Genomic DNA, 22,774 nt, shown 5'->3' with positions numbered 1-22,774 from the left:
TCGTCAGCAGCCCGCGGCGCAGTCGCCGCCCGTCTCCACCTGCAGCGTCGCATGGCCGATCCCGAACCGCTCGCGCAGCATCGCCTGGGCCTTGGCGAGGAAGGCGTCGCCAGGATGGCCGGTCGGCATCAAGAGGTGCGCGGTCAGCACCGGCTCGGTGGTCGACATCGGCCAGATATGCAGGTCGTGCAGCCGCTCCACCCCAGGCAGCGCGACGAGCGCGGCCGAGACTTCGTCGAAGTCGATCCCGCGCGGCACGCCGGCCAGCGCCATGCCCAGCGTCTCCTTGAGCAGCCCCCAGGTCTGCCAGAAGATCAGCGCGGCGATGACGAGGCTGACGACCGGGTCGATCCAGCCGAGCCCCGTCGCCCAGATCGCCACGCCCGCCACCACCACGCCCGCCGAGACCAATGCATCGGCGGCCATGTGGAGATAGGCGCCGCGGATATTGACGTCGCCATGCCGCCCGCGCGCGAACAGCCAGGCGGTGAAGGCGTTGACCGCGATCCCCGCGCCTGCGACCGCGGAGATGGTGAGGCCCGCGAGCGGCGGCGGCGATCCGATCCGCTGCACCGCCTCCAGCACGATCGCGCCGAGCGCGACGAGCAGCAGCAGCGCATTGGCGAGCGCGGCGAGGATCGTCGATCCCTTCAGCCCATAGGTGAAGCGCTTGGTCGCCGGCCGCCGCGCCAGCGAGGCCCCGCCCCAGGCGACCGCCAGCCCCAGCACGTCGGACAGGTTGTGCCCCGCATCGGCGAGCAGCGCGACCGAGCCGTTCCACAGCCCGAACCCCGCCTCCGCCACGACATAGAGGAGGTTGAGCGCGATCCCGATCGCGAAGGCGCGGTCATATTCGCCCGGACCATGGACATGGCCGTGGTGATGTCCGTGGTGCCCCGCGCCGTGGCCGTGATCGTGCCCATGATCGTGGCTGTGGCCGTGGTGATGATGGTGGAAGCCGCTCACGCCCGTGTCTCTATCGCGGATGCGGGGCGGAGGGAACCGGGGGGTGTGGAACCTTCGGGCAAGGCTCGATACGACATCCGGTTCGTCCGCAGTCAGCTTGTCCCGCCTCCAAACTCTGTCACCCACCGTCCATTCTGTGCCAAAGCCCTCGGCGTGACCTCGCTGCCTATCCACGTCGTGCTGCCCGACCTGCTCGCCGCGCTGCGCACCGGCTCCAACGCGGTGCTGGTCGCGCCGCCGGGCGCAGGCAAGACGACCGCGATGGCGCCGGCGCTGCTGGGCGAGGACTGGTGCACCGGCGAGGTGCTGCTGCTTTCCCCCCGCCGTCTCGCCGCGCGGGCGGCGGCGGAGCGGATGGCGCAGCTCGCCGGCGAGCAGCCGGGCGGCACTTTCGGCTATGCCACCCGCATGGACTCGCGCCGCTCCGCCGCGACGCGGGTGACGGTTGTCACGCAGGGCATCTTCGTCGCGCGGATCCAGGCCGATCCGGAGCTGGCGGGCGTGTCGGCCGTGCTGTTCGACGAGGTGCATGAGCGCAGCCTCGACAGCGACGTCGCGCTCGCCTTCGCGCTCGACGCGCAGGCGGCATTCCGGCCGGACCTGCGGCTGGTCGCAATGTCGGCGACGCTGGACGGGGGGCGCTTCGCCGCGCTGATGGGCGATGCGCCGGTGATCGAGAGCGAGGGGCGCAGCTGGCCGCTGGCGCTGCGCCATATCGGCCGCGCCGCCGAGCGCCGGATCGAGGACGAGATGGCCGGCGCGATCCGTCGCGCGCTGGCGGAGGAGGAGGGCGGGGTGCTCGCCTTCCTGCCCGGGGTAGCGGAGATCGAGCGGGTGGCGGAACGGGTGGGGCCGCTGCCGCCGGACGTCACGCTCTACCGGCTCCATGGCAGCCTAGACCCCGGCGCCCAGCGGGCGGCAATCCAGCCGGCGGCGACGCGCAAGCTGGTGCTGGCGACCGCGATCGCGGAGACCAGCCTGACGCTCGACGGCATACGCGTCGTGGTCGATTCAGGGCTCGCGCGCCGCCCCCGCTACGATCGCGCAGCGGGGATGACGCGGCTGGCCACCGAGCGGGTCAGCCAGGCCGCCGCCACGCAGCGTGCGGGCCGCGCCGCGCGGCAGGGGCCGGGCGTCGCCTATCGCCTGTGGGAGGAGGCGGCGACCGCCGGCCTGCCGCGTTTCGATCCGCCCGAGATGCTGGAGGCGGACCTGTCCGGCCTCGTCCTCGCCGCGGCGCTGTGGGGCGTGAGCGATCCGCGCGATCTCCAATGGATCGATCCGCCGCCGGCCGCCGCGGTGGCGGAGGCAGGTGCGCGGCTCAAGCGGCTCGGCGCGCTCGACGCCGATGGCCGGCCGACCGCGCATGGCCGCCGCATCGCCGCCCTGCCGATGGCGCCCCGGCTGGCGCATATGCTGATCGCGGCCGGGGAATGCGGGCTGGGCGCGGTCGCGGCGGAGGTGGCGGTGCTCCTGTCCGAGCGGGGCGTCGGCGGCGACGATCCCGATCTGGAGACGCGCCGCCGCCGCTGGCGACGCGAAGGCGGTTCCAAGGCCATGGCCGCCCGCCATCTGGCGCAGCGCTGGGCCCGCATCGCCGGCGGCGAGCCGGGCGGCGGCGACGGCGGGGAAGGGGCCTGCGTCGCTCTGGGCTTTCCGGATCGGGTCGCCCGCCGCCGCGACGCGAGCGGCGAGCATTGGGCGAGCGTCGGCGGGCGCGGCTTCCGCCTCGACCCCGCCTCGTCGCTGGCGCGGAGCGAGTGGCTGGCGGTGGCGGAGACGCAGGGCGTGGCGGCAGGCGCACGCATCCTGTCGGCCGCGCCGATCGACCTCGCGACGATCGAGCAACTTTTCGGCGAAGCGATCGACGTGCAGCGCATCGTCGCCTTCGACCCCGCGACCGGCGGCATCGAGGCGAAGCGCGAGCGGCGGCTGGGCGCGCTGCGTCTGCGCAGCGGCCCCGACAGCGAGGCGGACCCCGCCGCCATCGCCGCAGCGCTGGTCGAAGGGGTGCGCACGCACGGCCTGTCGCTGCTGCCGTGGGACGAGCGCGCCGCCGCACTGCGCACCCGCGCCGCCTATGCCGGGATCGACGCCGATGCCTTGCTGGCGGAGCGGCTCGACGAGTGGCTGCCGCCGCTGGTCGCGGGCAAGCGGCGGCTGGCGCAGGTCGAGCCGGGCGCGCTGATCGAGGCGATGCGCGACGCGATCGGCTGGGATGCGATGCGCCGGATCGACCGCGAGGCGCCCTCGCACTTTACCAGCCCGGCGGGGAGCAGCCATGCGATCGACTATGGCGCAGAGGGCGGCCCGCGGGTCGAGCTGCGCGTGCAGGCGCTGTTCGGGCTGGCGACGCATCCGATGGTCGGCACCACGCCGCTGGTCCTGTCGCTGACCAGCCCCGCCGGCCGCCCGATCCAGACGACGCGCGACCTGCCCGGCTTCTGGGCAGGCAGCTGGGCGGCGGTGGCGAAGGAGATGCGCGGCCGCTATCCGCGCCACCCCTGGCCGGACGATCCCGCCGGCGCGGCCGCGACGCTGCGGACGAAGAATGCGGATGCGCGGGCGCGCGGATCGCGATAAGGGAGCGGCATGGCTACCGCTCGCATCTTCCAGCGCCCGAAGAACGCAATGCAGTCCGGGCGCGCGCGCACCGATCTCTGGCAGCTCGAATTCGAGCCGGCCGAGCCCAAACATGCCGATCCGCTGACGGGCTGGGCGGGCAGCGGCGACACGCGCGACCAGATCCGCCTCTTCTTCCCCACGCTGGACGCGGCGATCGCGCATTGCGAGAAGGAAGGGCATGACTACACCGTCGTGCCCGCGCCGAAGAAGACCCTGAAGCTGCAGGCTTACGCGGACAATTTCCGGTAAGATCAGGGCCGTTCCGGCGCGCTGGGTGCGGCGCGGGGAGGCAGTGCTTCGACAGGCTCAGCACGAACGGCTGTGGACGTGGACGTGCTCTCCCGCCAAGCCGTCACCCCGGCGAAGGCCGGGGTCTCCCGGCCATGGGGCACGGCAAGAGCTGCGAGAGGCCCCAGCCTGCGCTGGGGCGACGATCCCGCCAGGCGATCGCCTTGCATCAGGACCCCTCTCACATCGTCGCGATGTCCAGCACCAGCAGCGTCTTGGCGTCGATCCCTAGCCCCCGCTCACGCGCCTGCCGGATATAGTCCGCCACCTCGGCCAGCGGCACGAGGTGGACGGTGATGTCTTCCTGCCCGTCGCCGCCACCGGCGCTCACCCGCTCCAGACCGGTGGCGCGGACGATATGGAAGCTTTCGGACGTCATGCCGGGCGAGGAGTAGAAGAGCCCGAGATCCTCGATCGCGGCGGGGCGGAAGCCCGTCTCTTCCTCCAGTTCGCGCGCGGCGGCGGTCGCGAGCGATTCGCCCTCGGTCTCGTCGCCGACCAGCCCGGCGGGCAGTTCGAGCGTGCGGCGGCCGATCGGGATGCGAAACTGTTCGACCATGACCAGCCGGCCCTGGTCGTCGACCGCGACGATCACCGCCGCGCCGATCTGACCCTGCCGCTCGGCATATTCCCAACTGCCCTGCTTGCGGACCGTCAGATAGCGGCCCTCCCACATCGTCTCGGTCACAGCTCGATCACCCGGTCCGGCAGTTCGTTGGTGTCGTCGGGCGAGCGCGGGAAGTGTTCCGCCAGCACCGCGCCGATCCGCTCGACTGCGGCGGCCATGCCGTCGCCGGGCCGCCCCTCCTTGAGCGCGAGTAGCAGCGCCGCCATCGCTTCGCCCCACACGTCGGGCGTCACCCGCTGGTGGATCGCGGCGTCGGCGACGATTTCGGCGCGATGTTCCGCCAGCGACAGGTAGAGCAGCACCGCGGTCGCCGCCCGTGTCCGCGACTCGGCGGCGGTGCGGAACAGCAGCAGCGCGCGCCGCCGCACCCGCCGCGCGCGGGTCGATCGCGGCGTCAGCGCGATGCGAAGGCCGGGCGACGACAGGGCGACCCGAACGAGCAGGAAGGCAAGCGCCATCGCCACCAGCAGGAGCGTGAAGAGCATCGCGGTGCCCGGCGCCTCGCCCCAGGGATCGGCGACGAGGGCATGGAGGCGGTCGGGCAGCGCGGGCAGGGCGGCGAAGATCGCGGGGATCAGCAGCATCGCCAGCACCGCCCAGTGCAGCGCGACGTCGTGATAGGCGTCCGATTCACCGGCGACGATCGTCACGATCTCGCCGTCCGTCTGCGCTTCCGCCGCGGTGACGGCCGCGGCGATCGCCGCGCGATCCGCATCGCCCAGCCGCATCACCAGTCCCCCGAGGCGCCGCCGCCCCCGAAATCGCCGCCGCCGCCGCCGGTGAAGCCGCCGCCGCCCCAGCTGCCGTCGCTGCCGCCGCCGCCATCGGAGCCACCGCCCCAACCGCCACCGCCGCCGCCGCCCCAGCCGCCGGACCGCGACCGGCCGATCTCGTTGGCGATCGACCAGAGCACGATCGGCAGGGTCGGATCGCTGCCGCCACCGCGGCGATCGCCCCATGGGCCGGCATTATAGCGCTGCCCGCGTCCGCCGCGGCGCAGGAGCATCGGCAGCACGATGAAGCCCAGAACGACCAGCCAGAAGATCAGCGCGACTGGTACGCCGCCGCCGCTGCCGTCCCGGCGTGTATGGGTTCGGTCGAATTCCTTTTCCGCCGCCGCCGTCCGCGCCTTGGCGTCGTCAGGCGCGGCCCGCAGCTGCGCGATGATCAGGTCGACGCCGGCATCAAACGCCTCGGGCACCTTGCCCTGGCGGATCAGCGGCAGCATCGTGCCGTAGACGATCTGGCTGGACAGCGCATCGGTCATCACCGGTTCCAGCCCGCGCCCGACCTCGATCCGCGGGCCACGATGGCCCACCGGATTGTTGACAGCCGCGAACAGGACGATCCCGTTATTCACATCGCGCAGGCCTACACCCCAGTCGCGCCCCAGCTTGTAGCCGTAATCCTCCAGCGGATAGCCGTCGGTGGTCGGTATCGTGACGACGACCAGCTGGCGCTTGGTGTCGCGCTGCAAGGCCTCCAGCTTCGCCGTGATCGCCGCTTCCTGCGCAGGCGGCAGGACATTGGCGGTATCGACCACCAGCCCGGTGAACTTGGGAAAGGTCTGCGCTCCCGCCGTGCTCGCGCCGAGCAGGAGGAGCAGCGCCGCGAGCCAGCGGATCATGGCGATAGGGCCGATCAGCGCCCGGTCAGCCCGCGTTGCCGAAATCGACCTTGGGCGCGGTCTCCGCCCCCGGCGTGGTCGCGGTGAAGGGCGTGATCGGCTTGGCGCCATAGAAGATGCGCGCGCCGATCGCATCGGGGAAGGTGCGGATCTGGGTGTTATAGGACTGCACCGCCTGGTTGTAATCGTTGCGGGCGATGGCGATCCGGTTCTCGGTGCCCTCGAGCTGGCTCATCAGCGTGGTGTAATTGCCCTGCGACTTCAGCTCGGGATAGGCTTCCTGCAGTCGCTGCAGCGAGAGCGTCACGGCGCCCTGCGCGCGCGCGAAGTTCGCCATCGCCTGCGGATCGGTGAGCTGGTCGCCCGACAGCTGGACCTGGCTGGCGCTCGCGCGGGCCTGGGTCACCTGGGTCAGGATGTCCTTCTCCTGCGCGCCGGCGGCGCGCACGGTGGAGACGAGATTGGGGATCAGGTCGGCGCGGCGCTGGTAGTTGTTCTGCACCTCCGCCCACTTGGCCTTCACATTCTCCTCCGCGGTCGGGATCGAGTTGATGCCGCAGCCGGCCAGCGAAAGGGCAAGGCCGAGGCCAAGGGCGGGTCGGGTAAGCGCGGTACGCATCGGTGGCATGGCTCCTGAAAACCTGTGTCATCCATATAGGACAGCGCCGCCGCTTGGCGAAGGGTGAATCGGCAGCTAGGCTTTCCGCCCGTCAGGATTGCTGGAGACGGGATCATGCTGAAAGAATTCAAGACGTTCATCATGCGTGGCAACGTGCTCGACCTCGCCGTGGCGGTGATCGTCGGTGCCGCGTTCGGCCGGATCGTGACCTCGCTGACCGACGACATATTGATGCCGATGATCGGCAAGATCTTCGGCGGGCTCGACTTTTCCAGCTACTTCCTGGTCATGGGCCCGGTGCCGGACGCCTTGCGCGGATCAAGCGACTATGCCGCGCTGAAGAAGGCGGGGGTGCCGTTGCTCGGCTATGGAGAGTTCATCACCGTCCTGGTCAACTTTGTGATCGTCGCCTTCATCATCTTCCTGGTGGTGCGCACGGTGAATCGCGGTCTGTCGGCATTCGAGCGTGAAAAGGCCGCGCCCGAAGCCGCGCCCGAGCCACAGGATGTCGCGCTGCTGCGGGAGATCCGCGACGAATTGCGGCGGCGTCCGTAAAGAAAATCGCGGATGCAGCGAAGCTTAGAAGGTTAATTCCCTTATTGGGAAAAGAGTCGCGAAGTTAACCAGAGATTCCGGAACCTATTTCATCATAGCAGATCGGCACGGGGTTGCTTCCGAACGGAAAAATCCCCGGCCACATAGGATGAATAGGGGGTTTACCATGAACCGGGTTCTGAAGATTGCTGCTTTCGCCGCCGCCTCGATGATCGCCATGTCGGGGGCGCAGGCCGCCACGCTGGCCACGACCAACTCGACCTTCTCGAACGTGCAGGGCACGTCGATCAGCTCGATCAGCAACAACGACGATTCGGTGCGCTGGGGCCGCCCCGCCAACAGCGCGAACGCCCAGTCGGGCCTCGACTTCGTGTCGGCGGCAGCGCAGACGGTGAGCGCCAACCAGCAGTTCGTGCTCGGCACGCTGACCTATATCAACAAGACGATTGAGGCCGGCACCGCCGCGACCTCGGTGGGGCTGAACCTGGCGTCCAGCTTCGTCTATAACGGCGTCACGCTGTCGCCGGTGTTCAACTTCGCGATCGGCATCGACGAGACGCCCAACCAGGGCTCCACCGCCAACTGCCCCTATGTCAGCGCGACGCCCTGTTCGGACCGGATCACGATCAATCCGTTCGCCTCGCAGAGCAAGACGTTCAAGGTCGGCAACGAGACCGTCAACTTCTTCGTCGACGGATTCACCACCGGTTCCAACAACATGCCGCAGCAGTTCTTCATCGCCGACGAGGACAAGCGCACCTCGGTCTCGCTGGTCGGTCGCTACACCGTCACCAGCGCGATCCCCGAGCCGGCGACCTGGGCGCTGATGTTCGTGGGCTTCGGGATGGTTGGCGCCGCCGCCCGTTACCGCCGCCGCGGCACTGCGATGACGATCGCCTGATCCGCATGACATCCCTCCGGCGCCCGGCGCCGGCGGGATGATCGGTCCCAAGCAGGAGGCCCCGGCAGCTTTGCCGGGGCCTCTTTCGCGTCAGGCGGCGGCGAGATCCTCCGCGGTCGCATCGGCGAGGCTGGTGCCGTCGAGGATGCGGGCTGTCTCGTCGCGCACCCGCATCATCGCGTGGCGGATCGCGCAGTCGGCCTCGCTCTTGCAGTCCAGGCAGCGGCGATAGGCGGTACGGCTGACGCAGGGCACCAGCGCCAGCGGCCCCTCGATCACCCGGATGATGTCGCCCAGCGAGATCAGGTGGGCGCCGCGGGCGAGCACATAGCCGCCCAGTTTGCCGCGATGGCTGAGCACCAGCCCCGCCTCGCGCAGGTCGGCGAGGATCAGCTCCAGGAACTTGCGCGGGACGTTCGCCTCCTGCGCGATCCGGGTCATCGGGGTGGGAGGGCCCCCCGCCGCGGGCTGCCGGGCGAGGAACAGCATCGCGCGCAGGGCGTAGCGGGAACGCTGGGTCAACATGATGCTGGCCCTATGAACCTCTATTATGGCGAGCGAAAGGCGTTTGCAGCGAACGCGATGGCTCACTATATCGCTCCGTGCCGGCTCGTCCGGCTATGGCGATAAACTGCGGCGTTCAATAGGCCCAGCGGACCCGGGGGCGGTACCCGGCGGCTCCACCATCGGAGCTGAATCCTGTCGGCCTGCTTCCAGCAGGCAGCGATCGGTTCAGCATCGTTGACGGGGCCGAACTAGGATCGACGTGTGCTGAAACGCGCTGTTTTCGCTCGGAATGGGACCACCGCAACGGCCCATTACACAAGTGCCAACGATAACGAAGCACTCGCGATTGCGGCGTAACTGAGGGCCTCACGGCCTAAGGTTACACCAAGATAGCGCGGTCGGACCCCACCGGGCAACAGAAGGGGATTCCAGCGGTTCGGAGGGCACCGGGCAACAGAAGCCCCTCCACCTTCTCCATTGCACGCGCGACGAGGCGCGCCTCGGGCCGCGGCGAAGCCGTGGCCGGCGTGCGCCCGTGCATGGCGAGGCCGGAAGGCCCGCCCGCCGCATCGTCGGTGACAAGAAAAAGGCCCGGGATCGCTCCCGGGCCTTTCTCATGTCATGCCGTGACGGCGGCGTCGCGTCAGTCGCGGTCGCCGGTCAGGAAGGCGGGGGCGAAGTCGGGCGCGGGGCCGTCGTCGTTGCCGCCGCCATTGCCGCCTTCGCTGCGCTCGCGACGGGGACCGCGATCGCCACGGTCGCGGCGCGGGCCACGGCCGCCCTCGCGGTCGCCACCCTCACGGCCGCCCTCGCGACGCGGGCCACGGTCGCCGCGGTCGCCGCGCGGGCCACGATCACCACCCTCGCGCGGGGCGCGGGCGGGGCGGGTGTCCTCCAGCTCGGCGCCGGTCTCCTGATCGACGACGCGCATCGACAGGCGGACCTTGCCGCGCGGATCGATCTCGAGAACCTTGACCTTGACGGCCTGGCCCTCGGACAGGACGTCCGACACCTTCTCGACGCGCTCGTTCTTGATCTCGGAGACGTGGACGAGGCCGTCCTTGCCGCCCATGAAGTTCACGAACGCACCGAAATCGACCAGATTGACGACCTTGCCGTCATAGATCTTGCCGACCTCGGCCTCTTCGACCAGGCCCTTGATCCACTTGATCGCGGCCTCGATCTGCGCGCCGTCGGACGAGGACACCTTGATCACGCCCTCGTCGTCGATGTCGACCTTGGCGCCCGTCGTGGCGACGATCTCGCGGATCACCTTGCCGCCGGTGCCGATCACTTCGCGGATCTTCGACTTGTCGATCGTGAAGGTCTCGATCCGCGGCGCGTGCGCCGACAGTTCGGTGCGGGTGTCGCTCAGCGCCTTGTTCATCTCGGCCAGGATGTGCGCGCGGCCGTCCTTGGCCTGCGCCAGCGCGACCTTCATGATCTCCTCGGTGATGCCGGCGATCTTGATGTCCATCTGCAGGCTGGTGATGCCCTCGCTGGTGCCGGCGACCTTGAAGTCCATGTCGCCCAGATGATCCTCGTCACCCAGGATGTCGGACAGGACGGCGAAGTCCTTGCCCTCCAGGATCAGGCCCATCGCGATGCCCGAGACCGGGCGCTTGATCGGCACGCCCGCGTCCATCAGCGACAGCGAGCCACCACAGACGGTCGCCATCGACGACGAGCCGTTCGACTCGGTGATGTCGCTGGTGACGCGGATCGTATAGGGGAACTCCTCCTTGGTCGGCAGGACCGGGTGGAGCGCCCGCCACGCCAGCTTGCCGTGACCGACCTCGCGCCGGCCCGGCGCGCCGAAGCGGCCGACTTCGCCGACCGAATAGGGCGGGAAGTTATAGTGCAGCATGAAGTGCTGGTACGACAGGCCGTTGAGGCCGTCGATCATCTGCTCCGCATCGCGGGTGCCCAGCGTGGTGGTGGCGATCGTCTGGGTCTCGCCACGGGTGAACAGCGCCGAGCCGTGCGCGCGCGGGAGGAAGTGGACCTCCGCGGCGATCGGACGGACCGTCTTGGTGTCGCGGCCGTCGATGCGGCGGCCGGTCTTCAGGATCGCGCCGCGGACGATGTCCGCCTCCAGCTTCTTCACGAGCTTGAGCGTGCCGAGATACTCGGCCGGATCGCTGTCCTTCAGGTCGGCGAACGCCTCGCGCGCCTTGGTGCGGGCGGCGTTGACGGCGGTCTGGCGGGCCTGCTTGTCGGTCAGCTTGTACGCCGCCTCCAGGTCCTTGCCGATCGCCTTCTTCAGCTTGGCCATCTTGGCCGACTTGTCTTCGACCGGCGCCAGCTCCCAAGGATCCTTGGCCGACTGTTCGGCGAGGTCGATGATCGCGTCGATGATCTGCTGCGAGGCCTTGTGCGCGAACATCACCGCGCCCAGCATCACCTCTTCCGACAGCTCCTTGGCCTCGGACTCGACCATCATCACCGCGTCGTGCGTGGCGGCGACGACCAGATCGAGATCGCCCTCCAGCACCTCGGCATCGGTCGGGTTGAGCTGATACTCGCCATCCTTGTAGCCGACGCGCGCCGCGCCGATCGGGCCCATGAAGGGCACGCCGGAAATGGTCAGCGCCGCCGAGGCCGCGACCATGGCGAGAATGTCGGGCTCGTTCTCGCCGTCATAGGAGAGGACCTGACAGATCGCGTTGATCTCGTTGTAGAAGCCTTCCGGGAAGAGCGGTCGGATCGGACGATCGATCAGACGGCTGACCAGCGTCTCCCGCTCGGTCGCGCCCCGCTCGCGCTTGAAGAAGCCGCCCGGGATACGGCCGGCGGCCGAGAACTTCTCCTGATAGTGAACGGTGAGGGGGAAGAAGTCCTGCCCCTCCTTCACCGACTTGGCGGCGGTCACCGCGCAGAGCACCACCGTCTCGCCGAGCGTCGCGAGCACCGCGCCGTCGGCCTGGCGGGCAACGCGGCCCGTTTCCAGCGTCAGCGTCTTGCCGCCCCACTGGATTTCCACCTTCTTGGTATCGAACATTCTGTTTCCTTCACTCCGGCGGGCCTATCCCGGCCGGGGCCTGTAGAAGAGCCGTTAGTGGCTCCGGGGACGGGACCGGATTGTCCTGTTCCCTTCTCGGGCGCCGATCGTGGCGCCCCCTTGCTGTCGCCCGGCGATGACACCGGGATGACAAAAGGGCGACCCGAGGGCCGCCCTTTCGCTCTTACTTGCGAAGACCCAGCTTCGCGATGAGAGCCAGATACCGCTCGCCATCCTTGTGGCGGAGATAGTCCAGCAGCGACCGGCGCTTGTTGACCAGCATCAGCAGGCCGCGGCGCGAATGGTTGTCCTTCGCATGGCCCTTGAAATGCTCGGTCAGGTTGCGGATCCGCTCGGTCAGGATCGCGACCTGCACCTCGGGCGAACCGGTGTCGCCGTCCTGGCGGGCATGTTCCTTGACCAGCTCGGTCTTGCGCTCAGCGGTAATCGTCATGTCTGTTCCTCGACATCGTTCCAGAGATTGAAACCGCGCTCGACGCGGACCTCGCCGTTCCGCACAGCGACCAGCGCCACGGCTGTGTCCCGGTACGTCGCAAGGGCCGCGCCATCGGAGGCGGCGATCCCGACCAGCACGCGCCCCTGGCGGAGCGCCCCTGCCTGATCGGGGGTGAGGGAAAGAGCCGGGATGTCGTCCAGCCCCGCCCTCAGCGGCAGGAGTAGGTGTTCAAGGGTGCGCGCCTGCCCGAATTCGGCCAGCTTGTCCAGCGTTATCGCCTGCGCCAGGTCGAACGGCCCCGCCTTCAGCCGGCGCAGCATGGTGACATGGCCGACCATGCCCAGCGCCAGCGCGAGGTCGCGCGCCAGGCTGCGGATATAGGTGCCCTTCGAGACAGACGCGACGAGGGTGGCTTCTTCAAGCTCCAGATCATGATCCTCCCCATCATGGATGGGGAGGGGGACCGCGCCCGAAGGGCGTGGTGGAGGGGCCGGTGCGTCAGCGCCGGCTGCGCCGTTGCCCCCTCCACCACCGCCTTCGGCGGCGGTCCCCCTCCCCATGCCCGGCATGGGGAGGACCTCAAGGCTATGCACCACCACGTCCCGCGTCTTCAGCACCACCTTCTCCCCCGCGCGCGCCAGGTCATAGGCGCGCTGCCCGTCGACCTTCAGCGCCGAGAAGGCCGGCGGCACCTGTGCGATCGGGCCGGTGAAGCGCGGCAGCACCGCGGCCAGCGCCGTCGCGGTCGGGCGCACGTCGCTGGTCGCGATCACCTGCCCCTCGGCATCCAGCGTGTCGGTCTGCGCCCCGAAGCGGATGGTGAAGGCATAGGCCTTGTCGCTGTCGAGCATCCGCCCGGCGAGCTTGGTCGCCTCGCCGATCGCGATCGGCAGCACGCCCGTCGCCAGCGGATCGAGCGTGCCGCCATGGCCGACCTTGGCCTTGGCATAGCCGCCGCTGCGCAGCGCGCGCTTGACCGCGGAGACCGCCTGGGTGGAGCCGAGGCCCAGCGGTTTGTCGAGGATGATCCAGCCATGCATGGCGCGGGCTGCTAGCCGATCGCGGCCGCCCCGCCCAGCGCCTCGCCGAAATGCCGCCGGCACAGCGCGACATAGCGGTCGTTGCCGCCGATCTCGGTCTGCTGCCCTTCCGCGATCGCATGGCCCGCCGCATCGACGCGCAGGTTCATCGTCGCCTTGCGGCCACAGACGCAGACCGACTTGATCTCGATGAGCGCGTCGGCCAGCGCTAAGAGCCGGGCCGATCCCTCAAACAGCGCCGCGCGGAAGTCGGTGCGCAGGCCATAGGTGACGACGGGAATGTCATGCCCGTCGGCCAGCCGCGCGAGCTGGTCCACCTGCGCCGCGGTGAGGAACTGCGCCTCGTCGACCAGCACGCAGGCGATCGGCCCGGTGCGATGCCGGTCGAGCACGCAGGCGGCGATATCGGTGGCGGCGTCGAACGGCGTCGCCGGCGCCTCCAGCCCGATCCGCGAAGTGATCGTCCCCGCCGCGAACCGGTCGTCGATCGCCGCGGTGAACAGCATCGTCGCCATCCCCCGCTCGCGATAGTTGAAATCGGCCTGAAGGAGGTTGGTCGACTTCCCGGCGTTCATCGAGGCGTAGTAGAAATAGAGCTTGGCCATCGCCGCTTCAGACCGCAGGATCGCAATCATGTCCAGCGAAGTGGCGCCCGATCTGTACCCCATCGCGGTCATCGAGGATCGCTATCAGGGAGTCTATTCCAATGGACGGTGGTGGGCTGTGGCTCAGTCCGATTGCATGCTGGAAGGCATGACCAGGATCGCATGGCTCCTGGAATACGGACCTAGCAGTGACGACGTCACCGCAAGCGTGTTCTGGAGGGATGCACCGCCGTGGATCGCGGCAGCCAACACTCCCGATGCGGCGGTCGGGAAGCTGGAGGCGCAAATCGGAGCCGATAGTGACGATTGGTTACCGCCGCCGGTCGAAGCGGATCCTCGTTGGCGCGAAAGCTTTCGTCCATCGACGCAATCGGAAAGATAGGCCCGTTTGTGATGGGCGAGGCGACGCACCCACGGCGCGTGCTTCGGGATGACCATTGAACGCCAAAGGCACGAAGCTTTTCACGGGTAGGCCAAGCATTTCGGCGGGGAGCGCAATCGTGCGACTTCCGGTATCCTGCCTTACCCCATCGATGGACGCGAAGAGCATGCCGGGCGCCATCGCCCATACGACCAATCGGTCCTCCACGATTTCAAGCTCGGCGACGTCATCTTCCTCGGCGGGCGCTTCCAACGCCAACATCGACCTGACTGGCAGTGCCAGTTCGTCACACCACGGCTCGATCCAGACTGTCAGCGGCCGGTTCGTCGCATTGCTGACGAGGATCATCGCCATAGGGAGACTTAATCCTCGCCCAGATCGCGCGCCACGTCGGGCTGTCGGAGCAGTGCGTCGATATGACTGCCCTCGTCGAAGCTCTCGTCGGCGAGGAACTTCAGCCTCGCCGCATATTTCATCTTGATGCGGTGCGCGACCTCGCGCTGGAGATAGGCGGTGTTGGTGCGCAGCGCCTTCAGCACCGCAGCCTCGTCCTTGCCGAGCAGCGGCTTCACGAAGACGGTCGCATGGCGCAGGTCGGGGGACATGCGCACCTCCGTCACCGATACCATGTGGCGGGTCAGCACGTCGTCATGGACGTCGCCGCGCTGCAGGATCTCGGACAGGATGTGGCGCACCTGCTCGCCGACGCGCAGCGTGCGGACGGATTTTTCCTGGGGGTCTTTGTTCATTCGTGCTTCCTTACCCCTCTCCCGCCGGGAGAGGGAGGGGCCCGCCCGGCGAAGCCGGGTGGGAGGGTGAGGGTGGTCCGTATCGCACCCTCACCCTCCCGCCGCTGCGCGGCTCCTTCCCTCTCCCGATGGGAGAGGGGAAGTATCAGAGCGTCCGCTCGCGCATCTCGACCTCGAAGGTTTCGAGATAGTCGCCCGGCTTGATGTCCACGAAGTTCTGCGTGAACGTCACACCGCACTCCAGACCGGCGCGCACTTCGGCGACATCGTCCTTGAAGCGACGCAGCGACGCGATCTCACCCTGATAGATGATGACGTCGTTGCGCGTGATGCGCGCCTTGAGCGCCTTGCGGATGACGCCGTCGGTGACGAGCAGACCCGCCGCCTTGCCGTGCTTGCCCGCGGAGAAGACCTCGCGGATCTCGGCCCGGCCGACCACCGTCTCGAACGCCTCGGGGCCCAGCTCGCCGGCCATGCCCGCCCGGATCTCGTCGACCAGATCGTAGATGACGTCGTAATATTTCAACGCCACCTTCTGCCGGTCGGCGATCTCGCGCGCCTTGGCATTGGCGCGGACGTTGAAGCCGATGATCGGCGCGCCGCTGGCGCCCGCCAGGGTCACGTCGCTCTCGGTGATGCCGCCCACGCCCGAATGGAGGATGCGCGCACGGATCAGGTCGGTGGAGATCTTGTTGATCGATCCCACGATCGCCTCGACCGTCCCCTGCGTGTCCGCCTTGACGACCAGCGGATACTCGATCGCCTGCTTGTCCTTGAGCGCGGAGAACATGCTCTCCAGGCTGGCCGGGGCAGACGTGGTCCGCTTCTGGGTCAGCACGCCCTGACGATATTCGGCGACCTCGCGGGCGCGCGCCTCGTTCTCGACAACCTGGAGCAGGTCGCCCGCCTGGGGCACGCCCGACAGGCCCAGCACCTCGACCGGCATGGAGGGCAGCGCCTCCTTGATCTGCCGACCCTTGTCGTCGACCAGCGCGCGGACGCGACCGGACTCGGCGCCGACGACGAAGACGTCGCCGACCTTCAGCGTGCCGCGATTGACCAGGATCGTCGCCACCGGGCCGCGGCCCTTGTCGAGCTTCGCCTCGATCACCGTACCCTCGGCCGCGCGATCCGGATTGGCGCGCAGTTCGAGCAGCTCCGCCTGGAGCTGGATCTTCTCGACCAGCTGATCGAGCCCGGTCTTCTTCAGCGCGGAGACTTCGACGTCCTGCGTCTCGCCGCCCATCTCCTCGACGATCACCTCATGTTCCAGCAGGCGCTCGCGCACGCGCTGGGCATTGGCCTCGTGCTTGTCGATCTTGTTGATCGCCACGATCATCGGCACGCCGGCCGCCTTCGTGTGGTTGATCGCCTCGATCGTCTGCGGCATCAGCCCGTCGTCCGCGGCCACGGTCAGCACGACGATGTCGGTGACATTGGCGCCGCGGGCGCGCATCTCGCTGAACGCCTCATGGCCCGGCGTGTCGAGGAAGGTGATCTTCGACTTGTCCTTCAGCGTGACCTGATAGGCGCCGATATGCTGGGTGATGCCACCCGCCTCGCCGCGCACCACGTCGGTGCCGCGCAGCGCGTCGAGCAGGCTGGTCTTGCCATGGTCGACATGGCCCATGATCGTCACCACCGGCGGACGCGGCTTCAGCGACTCGGCCGCATCCTCGCTGGTATCCGCGCCCAGATCGACGTCGCTGTCCGACACGCGCACGATGTTGTGCCCGAACTCGGTCACCAGCAGCTCGGCCGTGTCCTGGTCGATCGTCTGGTTGACGGTGACGGGCATGCCCATCTTGAACAGCGCCTTGACCAGGTCCGCGCCCTTCTCGGCCATGCGATTGGCGAGCTCCTGGACGGTGATCGCCTCGGGCACCTGCACGTCGCGGACCTGCTTGGGCTGCGCCTCGCGCGGGCCGCCGAACGAACGCTTCTCCTTTTCGCGGGCGCGCTTCAGCGCCGCGAGCGAGCGGGCACGGGCACCGTCGCCATCACCCAGCGCGCGATTGACGGTCAGCTTGCCGCCGCGACGCTCGTCGCCCTTGCGATCGCGCTGCTGCGGACGGCTGGGCGGTGCGTTGCGCGGAGTCGCCGCGCCGGAGGTGAAGCTGCGCTGCTGCGACGCCTGCGCCGCGGACGGCGCAGCGGCGGGGGCGGGCGCGGCGGCAGCGGGCTGCTCCACCGGCTTGGGCTGCGGCTTCGGGATCTCGGGCCGGGCGACCGGCGAGAAGCGGCGCGGCGCCGGCATCGACGGATCGCGGCTCAGCTCCAGCGTCGGCGGAGGCGGCGGGGCCGCGCGCTGCGGGGCAGGGGCGGGTGCCGGAGCGGGCGCCGGGGTCGGCGTGGGCGCGGCGACCGGCTCGGCCGCGACCGCCGGTGCAGCCTCGGGCTCGGGCGCAGGCGGCGGCACCGGGCGCGCGACGGGGCGGAAGCCGCGACCGGCCGGAGTCGGCACCGCGACGCCAGGCGTCGAGGCCTCGGCCACAGGAGCGGGTGCTGGTTCGGGTGCAGGCTCGGGAGCCGGCGGGGGCGGCGGCGCGGCGGCGCGGGCGCGTTCCTCCTCGGCGGCGCGGGCGCGCTCGGCATCCTCGCGACGGCGGGCATCCTCCAGCGCGTGCATGCGCTGCTCCTCGGCCTCGCGGGCGAGGCGGGCGACGCGCTCCTGCGGCGTCTCGTTCGACGGCGCGGGACGCGCGGGAGCAGGCACCGGCGCGGGCGGCGCCGGCTGGGGCGCAGCCGCGGCCGGAGCGGGCGCCGGCGACTCGGCGGGGCCGCCCTCTCCGGGGCGACGGAAGGTGCGGGCCTTCTTCGTCTCCACGATCACCGTGTTGGAGCGACCGTGGCTGAAGCTCTGCTTGACCTTGCCGGTCTCGACGGTGCGGCGAACGCCCAGCGGCGCGCGCATGCCCAGCTTCGGCTTGTCGTTGTCGGTATCGCTCACTCAAATTCCTCGTGCACAGTCGCGGCCGGTGACGCCTCGTCCCCGGACATGCCGGGGCGGTGCGCCGATGCGCCTTGCGAGGCCGTTTCGCAAGGGGCCGTAGAGGCTTCCGGCGATGTATCCCGCCGGGGGCCGATCAGGGTTTCAAATCCGATGAAGTGCAGCCAGCGGTCGAGCGCCTCGCTCACCCGCATCGCCGCAGCGCGGTCGGTCAGCGCGATGTGTACCACATTTTCGCGGCCCAGCGCCAACGACAATATGGTGCGGGGAAGCGGCAACGCCAACCCCCTCACATCCGATCCCTCGCGGTCCGATCCGACGCGCCACGCCTGCGCCAGTTTGCGCGCGCCATCCTCGCCCGCATCGGCCGCATGGTAGAGCGCGCGGACCTGGCCGGACCGCGCCGCGGTGACGATCCGATCGGTGCCGGTGGTCAGCGTACCCGCCCGCGCTTCCAGCCCCAGCCGGTCGAGCGCGTTGCGCTCCAGCGCCGCCGCGATCCGCGCCGGCAGGTCGTCGGGGATGGCGATCTCGCCGGTCTTGAAGGCGCGCGCGAGCGCACCGCGCAGCTTGCCCTTGGCGATCGCCGTCTCGAGCTCGGCGCGCGTCACCCCGATCCACGCGCCGCGCCCCGGCGCCTTGGCGCGGACGTCGGGCAGGATGGTGCCGTCCGGTGCCAGCGCAAGCCGCACCAGATGCCGCGGCGTCGCCCGCTCGCGGGTCAGGATGCAGGACCGGACGGGGTCGGTCATGCGGCGGCCCTCCCCAGTCCGTCATGCCGGGCTTGTCCCGGCATCCACCGGGCCGTCAGCACGACCGGTGCGGCACCTGCGGCACCGTGGATGCCGGGACGAGCCCGGCATGCCAAAGTTCGTTGCGATTGCGTATCGACCTGTGCAGCACTGCCCCCATGCGGGAGCGTCAGCCGTGCGTGTACATCCTTGCCAGCGGCTTCAACGGCACGCTGTACGTCGGCGTCACATCGAACCTGATCGGCCGCATCCTCCAGCATCGCGATGGCAGCTTCTGCGGCTTCACTAGGCGCCATGCCGTCCACCGCCTCGTCTGGTTCGATGTGGCGGATACGATGGAGGCAGCCATTGCCGCCGAGAAGCGCATCAAGCGATGGCCGCGCGACTGGAAGAAGAACCTGATCGAGCGCGACAATCCCGGGTGGAACGATCTCGCGGTCGGACTTGGCCTGCCGCCGCTTCCATCCGTCATGCCGGGCTAGTCCCGGCATCCACGGCTCCGCACACGCCGCTTGCAAGGTTGCAAGCGGACGGGTGGATGCCGGGACGAGCCCGGCATGACGGCAATGGTCTAGATCCGGGCGATCATTGCGAGGGTTCCGCATGCGCGTCTCCCTCGATCGCGTCCGCATCCGCGTCTGCGGCGTCGCCGGTCTCTTCGTCGGCGAACCAGTGGGCGCGGGCGGCCATGATGATCTCGTTGCCCTGCTCGTCCGACAGGCCGTACTGGGCGAGGATCCCGCCCTTGGGCTCGGCCCGCTTGGGGGCGTCGTCGCCGCGGCGGCGCGGCTCGGCGCGCTTCTTCTCGACCAGCTCGTCGGTCGCCAGATCGGCGAGATCGTCGAGCGTCTTGATCCCCGCCTTGCCCAGCGTGACCAGCATCGCCTCGGTCAGATAGGGCATGGTGGTCAGGTCGTCCGACACGCCGAGCGCGATGCGCTCGTCGCGATTGGCCTGCTCGCGGCGCTCCAGCGCCTCGGTCGCGCGGCTCTGCAGCTCCTGCGCCAGATCCTCGTCGAAGCCCTCGATCGCCGCCAGCTCGTCGAGCTCGACATAGGCGACCTCCTCGAGGCTGGTGAAGCCCTCGGCGACCAGCAGCTGCGCCAGCGTCTCGTCCACGTCGAGCTCGTTCTGGAACAGCTCGGAATTCGCGACGAACTCCTTCTGGCGCTTCTCGCTGGCGTCGGCCTCGGTCAGGATGTCGATCGCCTTGCCGGTCAGCTGGCTGGCGAGGCGGACATTCTGGCCGCGGCGGCCGATGGCGAGGCTCAGCTGGTCGTCGGGCACGACCACCTCGATCCGGTCCTCTTCCTCGTCGATCACGACGCGGCTGACGCTGGCGGGCTGGAGCGCGTTGACGACGAAGGTCGCGGTGTCGGGCGACCAGGGGATGATGTCGATCTTCTCGCCCTGCATCTCCTGCACGACCGCCTGCACGCGGCTGCCCTTCATGCCGACGCAGGCGCCGACCGGATCGATCGACGAGTCGCGGCTGATCACGCCGATCTTCGCGCGCGAACCCGGATCGCGAGCCGCCGCCTGGATGGTGATGATGCCGTCGTAGATCTCCGGCACTTCCTGCGCGAACAGCTTCTTCATGAAGTCGGGATGCGCACGGCTGAGGAAGATCTGCGGCCCGCGATTCTCGCGCACCACCTTCAGGATCAGCGACCGGATGCGGTCGTTGACGCGCACCACCTCGCGCGGGATCTGCTGGTCGCGGCGGATCACGCCCTCGGCGCGGCCCAGGTCGACGACGATATGGCCGAACTCGACGCGCTTGACGACGCCGGTGATGATCTCGCCCTGGCGGTCCTTGAACTCTTCATATTGCCGCTCGCGCTCGGCGTCGCGGACCTTCTGGAAGATGACCTGCTTCGACGCCTGCGCCTGGATGCGGCCGAACTCGATCGGCGGCAGCGGGTCGACGAGGAAGTCGCCGACCACGGCACCGGGCTTGAGCTTCTGCGCGTCCTTGACCGAGACCTGCTTGTACAGGTCGTCGACCAGCTCCACCACCTCGACCACGCGCCACAGCCGCAGGTCGCCGGTATTGGCGTCGAGCTTGGCGCGGATGTCCATTTCCTGCCCGTAGCGGGTGCGGGCGGCGCGCTGGATCGCGTCCTCCATCGCCTCGATGACGATGGCGCGGTCGATCATCTTCTCGGTCGCGACCGAATTGGCGATCGCGATCAGTTCGGCGCGGTTGGCGGTGGCCGTGGCCATCAGTGGGTATCCTCTGCAAGCGTGTCGTCGGACATGTCTTCGAATTCGTCGGCGCCCTCCGTGGAAAGGGGCGCGGTGGCGGCGATGAGACGGTCGGTCATCATCAGCTTGGCGTCGGCGACCTCGGCGAAGTCGATCGTCACGGTGCCGTGCTGGCCCATGGCGACCGCGATGCGCGACCCCTCCACCCCGGCCAGGTCGCCGGTCAGCTGCTTGCGCCCGTCCTGCGGCGCGGTCAGGCGGATGCGCGCCTCATGCCCCTGCCAGTCGGCGAAATCCTTCAGCCGGGTCAGCGGCCGGTCGATGCCGGGCGAGGAGACCTCCAGCCGATACGCCTCGGGGATCGGGTCGCGCCCCTCCGCCTCGAGCCGGTCGAGCAGGTCGGAGATGCGATGCGACAGGTCCGAACAATCGTCGATCGTCAGCTGGCGCGTGTCGGGCCGCTCGGCCATCACCTGCAGCGTCGGGTCCGACTTGCCGCCCGTCATCTTCACGCGCACCAGGTCGAAGCCGAGCGCACGCGCCTCGGGCTCGATCAGGGCGGAAAGGGCAGCGATATCGACCAAGCGTAACTCCGTGGAAGGCAGGGCGAACGTCAAGCGGCTCCGGCGCCGCGAGGCCCCGCCCCGCGACCTCTTCATCTGGCGATGTAGAGAAAGCACGGGTGATATACGCGCCTGGCGGCGATCCGGCAAGCCTCTCGCATCCAAAGCCCGTACGCGGCGTTGCCGATCATCAGGATCATCGTTCGGGAGTTGTCATGAACCAGCGTCTTCTCGCCGCCCTGCCGCTCGCCCTTCTCGTCTGCGCGGGCAGCGCGTCCGCCGGGGAGCAGGCGGCACCCGCCCCGGATACGCTGCCCTTCACGAAGACGGTGGTCGCCGACTTCGACGCACCCTGGGCCATGACCTTCCTGCCCGACGGCCGGATGCTGGTGACCGAGAAACAGGGGCGGATGCAGCTCGTCTCCGCCGACGGCAAGCAGCAGCAGACGGTGGCGACGATCGCGGTCGATTCGGCCGGGCAGGGTGGGTTGATGGACGTCGTTCTCGCCCCTGACTATCGCACCTCCGGCCGGGTCTATTTCAGCTATTCGGCGGCCGGGCAGGGCGGCAAGGGCGTGGTGCTGGCGCGCGGCCGGCTGCGCCCGGACGGCGCGAACGGGATGCGGCTTGGCGAGATCGAGACGCTCTACCGCGCGACCCCGCTGGTCGAGGGCGACGGCCATTACTCGGGGCGCATCGCCTTCTCGCCCGACGGCTATCTCTTCTTCACCAATGGCGAGCGACAGAAGTTCACGCCGGCGCAGGACAAGTCCGGCTCGCTCGGCAAGGTGCTGCGGCTGACGCAGGACGGCAAGCCCGCGCCGGGCAATCCGCTGAGCAAGCACGGCTTCCTGCCGGAGGTGTGGACCTATGGCCATCGCAACCTGCTCGGCATCGCCTTCGACGCCGAGGGGCGGCTCTGGGAACAGGAGATGGGGCCGAAGGGGGGCGACGAGGTCAACCTCATCCTGCCCGGCCGTAACTATGGCTGGCCCAACGCCTCGAACGGCTCGCATTATGACGGCCGCGACATTCCCGATCACCGGCCGGGCGACGGCTATGAGGCGCCCAAGGTCTGGTGGAATCCGGTGATCTCGCCGGGCGGACTGATGATCTATTCGGGCAACCTCTTCCCGCAATGGAAGGGCGATGCGTTCATCGGCGGCCTATCGAGCCAGTCGCTGGTCCGCGTCGACCTCGACGGCGACCGCGCCGCCAAGGGCGATCAATGGCCGATGGGCGCGCGCATCCGCGAGGTCGAGCAGGGACCCGACGGCGCGATCTGGGTGCTGGAAGACGGCGGCCGCGGCTCGGGCGGGCGATTGCTGCGCCTGACGCCGCGGGGGTGAGG

The 22,774-nt window shown here is 69.3% G+C and carries 22 protein-coding genes and 1 other RNA gene; 7 read left to right on the top strand and 16 right to left on the bottom strand.

What is annotated here, in order from left to right; genetic code table 11:
• Window positions 1-3: 3 nt before the first annotated feature.
• Complete coding sequence (locus IEX18_RS05190) at window positions 4-966, bottom strand: cation diffusion facilitator family transporter (RefSeq protein ID WP_188657603.1); 963 nt, start codon at window positions 964-966, stop codon at window positions 4-6.
• Window positions 967-1,119: 153 nt separating this feature from the next.
• Between IEX18_RS05190 and hrpB the strand changes: the two genes are divergently transcribed.
• On the top strand, window positions 1,120-3,549 hold the full coding sequence (gene hrpB, locus IEX18_RS05185; protein WP_229664367.1) for an ATP-dependent helicase HrpB: 2,430 nt from the start codon (window positions 1,120-1,122) through the stop codon (window positions 3,547-3,549).
• Between the two features lie 9 nt (window positions 3,550-3,558).
• Entirely contained in the window at window positions 3,559-3,840 is a 282-nt protein-coding gene (locus IEX18_RS05180; RefSeq protein WP_188657602.1) for an ETC complex I subunit, read from the top strand.
• Between the two features lie 220 nt (window positions 3,841-4,060).
• Here IEX18_RS05180 and IEX18_RS05175 read toward each other — a convergent pair whose 3' ends face one another.
• Genes IEX18_RS05175 through IEX18_RS05160 form a run of 4 tightly spaced genes read right to left on the bottom strand, consistent with a single transcriptional unit; the run spans window position 4,061 to window position 6,753 of the window.
• Window positions 4,061-4,567: an NUDIX hydrolase gene (locus IEX18_RS05175; protein WP_373284519.1), complete on the bottom strand. Its 507-nt coding sequence runs from the start codon at window positions 4,565-4,567 to the stop codon at window positions 4,061-4,063.
• Window positions 4,564-5,235 (bottom strand): TPM domain-containing protein, encoded by a 672-nt coding sequence (locus IEX18_RS05170; protein WP_188657601.1) that lies wholly within the window; start codon window positions 5,233-5,235, stop codon window positions 4,564-4,566. Before IEX18_RS05170 ends, IEX18_RS05175 begins: the two co-directional genes overlap by 4 nt.
• Window positions 5,235-6,134, bottom strand: a complete 900-nt coding sequence (locus IEX18_RS05165; RefSeq protein ID WP_188657600.1) for a TPM domain-containing protein — start codon at window positions 6,132-6,134, stop codon at window positions 5,235-5,237. The genes IEX18_RS05170 and IEX18_RS05165 overlap by 1 nt, the downstream gene beginning before the upstream one ends.
• A 25-nt stretch (window positions 6,135-6,159) precedes the next feature.
• Entirely contained in the window at window positions 6,160-6,753 is a 594-nt protein-coding gene (locus tag IEX18_RS05160) for a LemA family protein (protein ID WP_229664366.1), read from the bottom strand.
• A 114-nt stretch (window positions 6,754-6,867) separates the two neighbouring features.
• Here IEX18_RS05160 and mscL point away from each other — a divergent pair, with 114 nt between their 5' ends.
• Together mscL and IEX18_RS05150 are read left to right on the top strand one after the other, a co-directional pair.
• Window positions 6,868-7,308 carry a large conductance mechanosensitive channel protein MscL gene (gene mscL / locus IEX18_RS05155; RefSeq protein WP_188657598.1) on the top strand — a complete coding sequence of 147 codons (441 nt, stop codon included), beginning with the start codon at window positions 6,868-6,870 and terminating at the stop codon, window positions 7,306-7,308.
• Between the two features lie 166 nt (window positions 7,309-7,474).
• Window positions 7,475-8,209 carry a THxN family PEP-CTERM protein gene (locus tag IEX18_RS05150; protein ID WP_188657597.1) on the top strand — a complete coding sequence of 245 codons (735 nt, stop codon included), beginning with the start codon at window positions 7,475-7,477 and terminating at the stop codon, window positions 8,207-8,209.
• A 90-nt stretch (window positions 8,210-8,299) separates the two neighbouring features.
• Here the strand turns inward: IEX18_RS05150 and IEX18_RS05145 are convergent, their stop codons facing one another.
• Window positions 8,300-8,734 carry an RrF2 family transcriptional regulator gene (locus IEX18_RS05145; protein WP_188657596.1) on the bottom strand — a complete coding sequence of 145 codons (435 nt, stop codon included), beginning with the start codon at window positions 8,732-8,734 and terminating at the stop codon, window positions 8,300-8,302.
• Window positions 8,735-8,773: 39 nt separating this feature from the next.
• Here IEX18_RS05145 and ssrA point away from each other — a divergent pair.
• Window positions 8,774-9,147: a transfer-messenger RNA gene (ssrA, locus tag IEX18_RS05140) on the top strand.
• Between the two features lie 212 nt (window positions 9,148-9,359).
• Here the strand turns inward: ssrA and pnp are convergent.
• The 8 genes from pnp to IEX18_RS05100 all read right to left on the bottom strand — a co-directional run bounded on the left by pnp (window position 9,360) and on the right by IEX18_RS05100 (window position 18,652).
• Complete coding sequence (gene pnp / locus IEX18_RS05135) at window positions 9,360-11,717, bottom strand: polyribonucleotide nucleotidyltransferase (protein WP_188657595.1); 2,358 nt, start codon at window positions 11,715-11,717, stop codon at window positions 9,360-9,362.
• A 184-nt stretch (window positions 11,718-11,901) separates the two neighbouring features.
• Window positions 11,902-12,171, bottom strand: a complete 270-nt coding sequence (rpsO, locus tag IEX18_RS05130; RefSeq protein ID WP_188657594.1) for a 30S ribosomal protein S15 — start codon at window positions 12,169-12,171, stop codon at window positions 11,902-11,904.
• A complete protein-coding gene (truB, locus tag IEX18_RS05125; protein ID WP_188657593.1) occupies window positions 12,168-13,214 on the bottom strand; it encodes a tRNA pseudouridine(55) synthase TruB in 1,047 nt (348 codons plus the stop codon). Before truB ends, rpsO begins: the two co-directional genes overlap by 4 nt.
• Before the next feature lie 11 nt (window positions 13,215-13,225).
• Window positions 13,226-13,819 (bottom strand): thymidine kinase, encoded by a 594-nt coding sequence (locus IEX18_RS05120; protein WP_188657853.1) that lies wholly within the window; start codon window positions 13,817-13,819, stop codon window positions 13,226-13,228.
• A gap of 310 nt (window positions 13,820-14,129) precedes the next feature.
• Entirely contained in the window at window positions 14,130-14,555 is a 426-nt protein-coding gene (locus tag IEX18_RS05115) for a hypothetical protein (protein ID WP_188657592.1), read from the bottom strand.
• Between the two features lie 8 nt (window positions 14,556-14,563).
• Window positions 14,564-14,950 (bottom strand): 30S ribosome-binding factor RbfA, encoded by a 387-nt coding sequence (gene rbfA, locus IEX18_RS05110; protein WP_188657591.1) that lies wholly within the window; start codon window positions 14,948-14,950, stop codon window positions 14,564-14,566.
• A gap of 145 nt (window positions 14,951-15,095) precedes the next feature.
• Entirely contained in the window at window positions 15,096-17,900 is a 2,805-nt protein-coding gene (gene infB, locus IEX18_RS05105; protein ID WP_188657590.1) for a translation initiation factor IF-2, read from the bottom strand.
• Entirely contained in the window at window positions 17,897-18,652 is a 756-nt protein-coding gene (locus IEX18_RS05100) for a DUF448 domain-containing protein (protein WP_188657589.1), read from the bottom strand. The genes infB and IEX18_RS05100 overlap by 4 nt, the downstream gene beginning before the upstream one ends.
• A gap of 158 nt (window positions 18,653-18,810) precedes the next feature.
• On the opposite strand from IEX18_RS05100, the gene IEX18_RS05095 reads away from it, so the two are divergent.
• Window positions 18,811-19,134, top strand: coding sequence for a GIY-YIG nuclease family protein (locus IEX18_RS05095; protein WP_188657588.1), 324 nt, complete (start codon window positions 18,811-18,813; stop codon window positions 19,132-19,134).
• A 103-nt stretch (window positions 19,135-19,237) separates the two neighbouring features.
• Here the strand turns inward: IEX18_RS05095 and nusA are convergent, their stop codons facing one another.
• Both nusA and rimP read right to left on the bottom strand, forming a co-directional pair.
• Window positions 19,238-20,878 (bottom strand): transcription termination factor NusA, encoded by a 1,641-nt coding sequence (nusA, locus tag IEX18_RS05090; protein ID WP_188657587.1) that lies wholly within the window; start codon window positions 20,876-20,878, stop codon window positions 19,238-19,240.
• Window positions 20,878-21,444 carry a ribosome maturation protein RimP gene (gene rimP, locus IEX18_RS05085; RefSeq protein WP_188657586.1) on the bottom strand — a complete coding sequence of 189 codons (567 nt, stop codon included), beginning with the start codon at window positions 21,442-21,444 and terminating at the stop codon, window positions 20,878-20,880. Before rimP ends, nusA begins: the two co-directional genes overlap by 1 nt.
• Before the next feature lie 194 nt (window positions 21,445-21,638).
• Between rimP and IEX18_RS05080 the strand changes: the two genes are divergently transcribed.
• Window positions 21,639-22,772: a PQQ-dependent sugar dehydrogenase gene (locus IEX18_RS05080; RefSeq protein ID WP_188657585.1), complete on the top strand. Its 1,134-nt coding sequence runs from the start codon at window positions 21,639-21,641 to the stop codon at window positions 22,770-22,772.
• Window positions 22,773-22,774: the final 2 nt, after the last annotated feature.

Origin of the sequence: Sphingomonas metalli (assembly GCF_014641735.1) — a bacterium.
GTDB classification, from domain to species: Bacteria; Pseudomonadota; Alphaproteobacteria; order Sphingomonadales; family Sphingomonadaceae; genus Sphingomonas; species Sphingomonas metalli.
The sequence above is the reverse complement of the archived record's forward strand: the minus strand, read 5'-3'. Positions and strand labels throughout refer to the sequence as shown.

Coding starts and splice junctions, on each gene's coding strand:
- IEX18_RS05180 (WP_188657602.1), top strand. CDS start 3,559: ATGGCTACCGCTCGCATCTTCCAGCGCCCGAAGAACGCAATGCAGTCC.
- IEX18_RS05170 (WP_188657601.1), bottom strand. CDS start 5,235: ATGCGGCTGGGCGATGCGGATCGCGCGGCGATCGCCGCGGCCGTCACC.
- IEX18_RS05165 (WP_188657600.1), bottom strand. CDS start 6,134: ATGATCCGCTGGCTCGCGGCGCTGCTCCTCCTGCTCGGCGCGAGCACG.
- IEX18_RS05160 (WP_229664366.1), bottom strand. CDS start 6,753: ATGCGTACCGCGCTTACCCGACCCGCCCTTGGCCTCGGCCTTGCCCTT.
- mscL (WP_188657598.1), top strand. CDS start 6,868: ATGCTGAAAGAATTCAAGACGTTCATCATGCGTGGCAACGTGCTCGAC.
- IEX18_RS05150 (WP_188657597.1), top strand. CDS start 7,475: ATGAACCGGGTTCTGAAGATTGCTGCTTTCGCCGCCGCCTCGATGATC.
- IEX18_RS05145 (WP_188657596.1), bottom strand. CDS start 8,734: ATGTTGACCCAGCGTTCCCGCTACGCCCTGCGCGCGATGCTGTTCCTC.
- pnp (WP_188657595.1), bottom strand. CDS start 11,717: ATGTTCGATACCAAGAAGGTGGAAATCCAGTGGGGCGGCAAGACGCTG.
- rpsO (WP_188657594.1), bottom strand. CDS start 12,171: ATGACGATTACCGCTGAGCGCAAGACCGAGCTGGTCAAGGAACATGCC.
- truB (WP_188657593.1), bottom strand. CDS start 13,214: ATGCATGGCTGGATCATCCTCGACAAACCGCTGGGCCTCGGCTCCACC.
- IEX18_RS05120 (WP_188657853.1), bottom strand. CDS start 13,819: ATGGCCAAGCTCTATTTCTACTACGCCTCGATGAACGCCGGGAAGTCG.
- IEX18_RS05115 (WP_188657592.1), bottom strand. CDS start 14,555: ATGGCGATGATCCTCGTCAGCAATGCGACGAACCGGCCGCTGACAGTC.
- rbfA (WP_188657591.1), bottom strand. CDS start 14,950: ATGAACAAAGACCCCCAGGAAAAATCCGTCCGCACGCTGCGCGTCGGC.
- IEX18_RS05100 (WP_188657589.1), bottom strand. CDS start 18,652: ATGACCGACCCCGTCCGGTCCTGCATCCTGACCCGCGAGCGGGCGACG.
- IEX18_RS05095 (WP_188657588.1), top strand. CDS start 18,811: ATGCGGGAGCGTCAGCCGTGCGTGTACATCCTTGCCAGCGGCTTCAAC.
- nusA (WP_188657587.1), bottom strand. CDS start 20,878: ATGGCCACGGCCACCGCCAACCGCGCCGAACTGATCGCGATCGCCAAT.
- IEX18_RS05080 (WP_188657585.1), top strand. CDS start 21,639: ATGAACCAGCGTCTTCTCGCCGCCCTGCCGCTCGCCCTTCTCGTCTGC.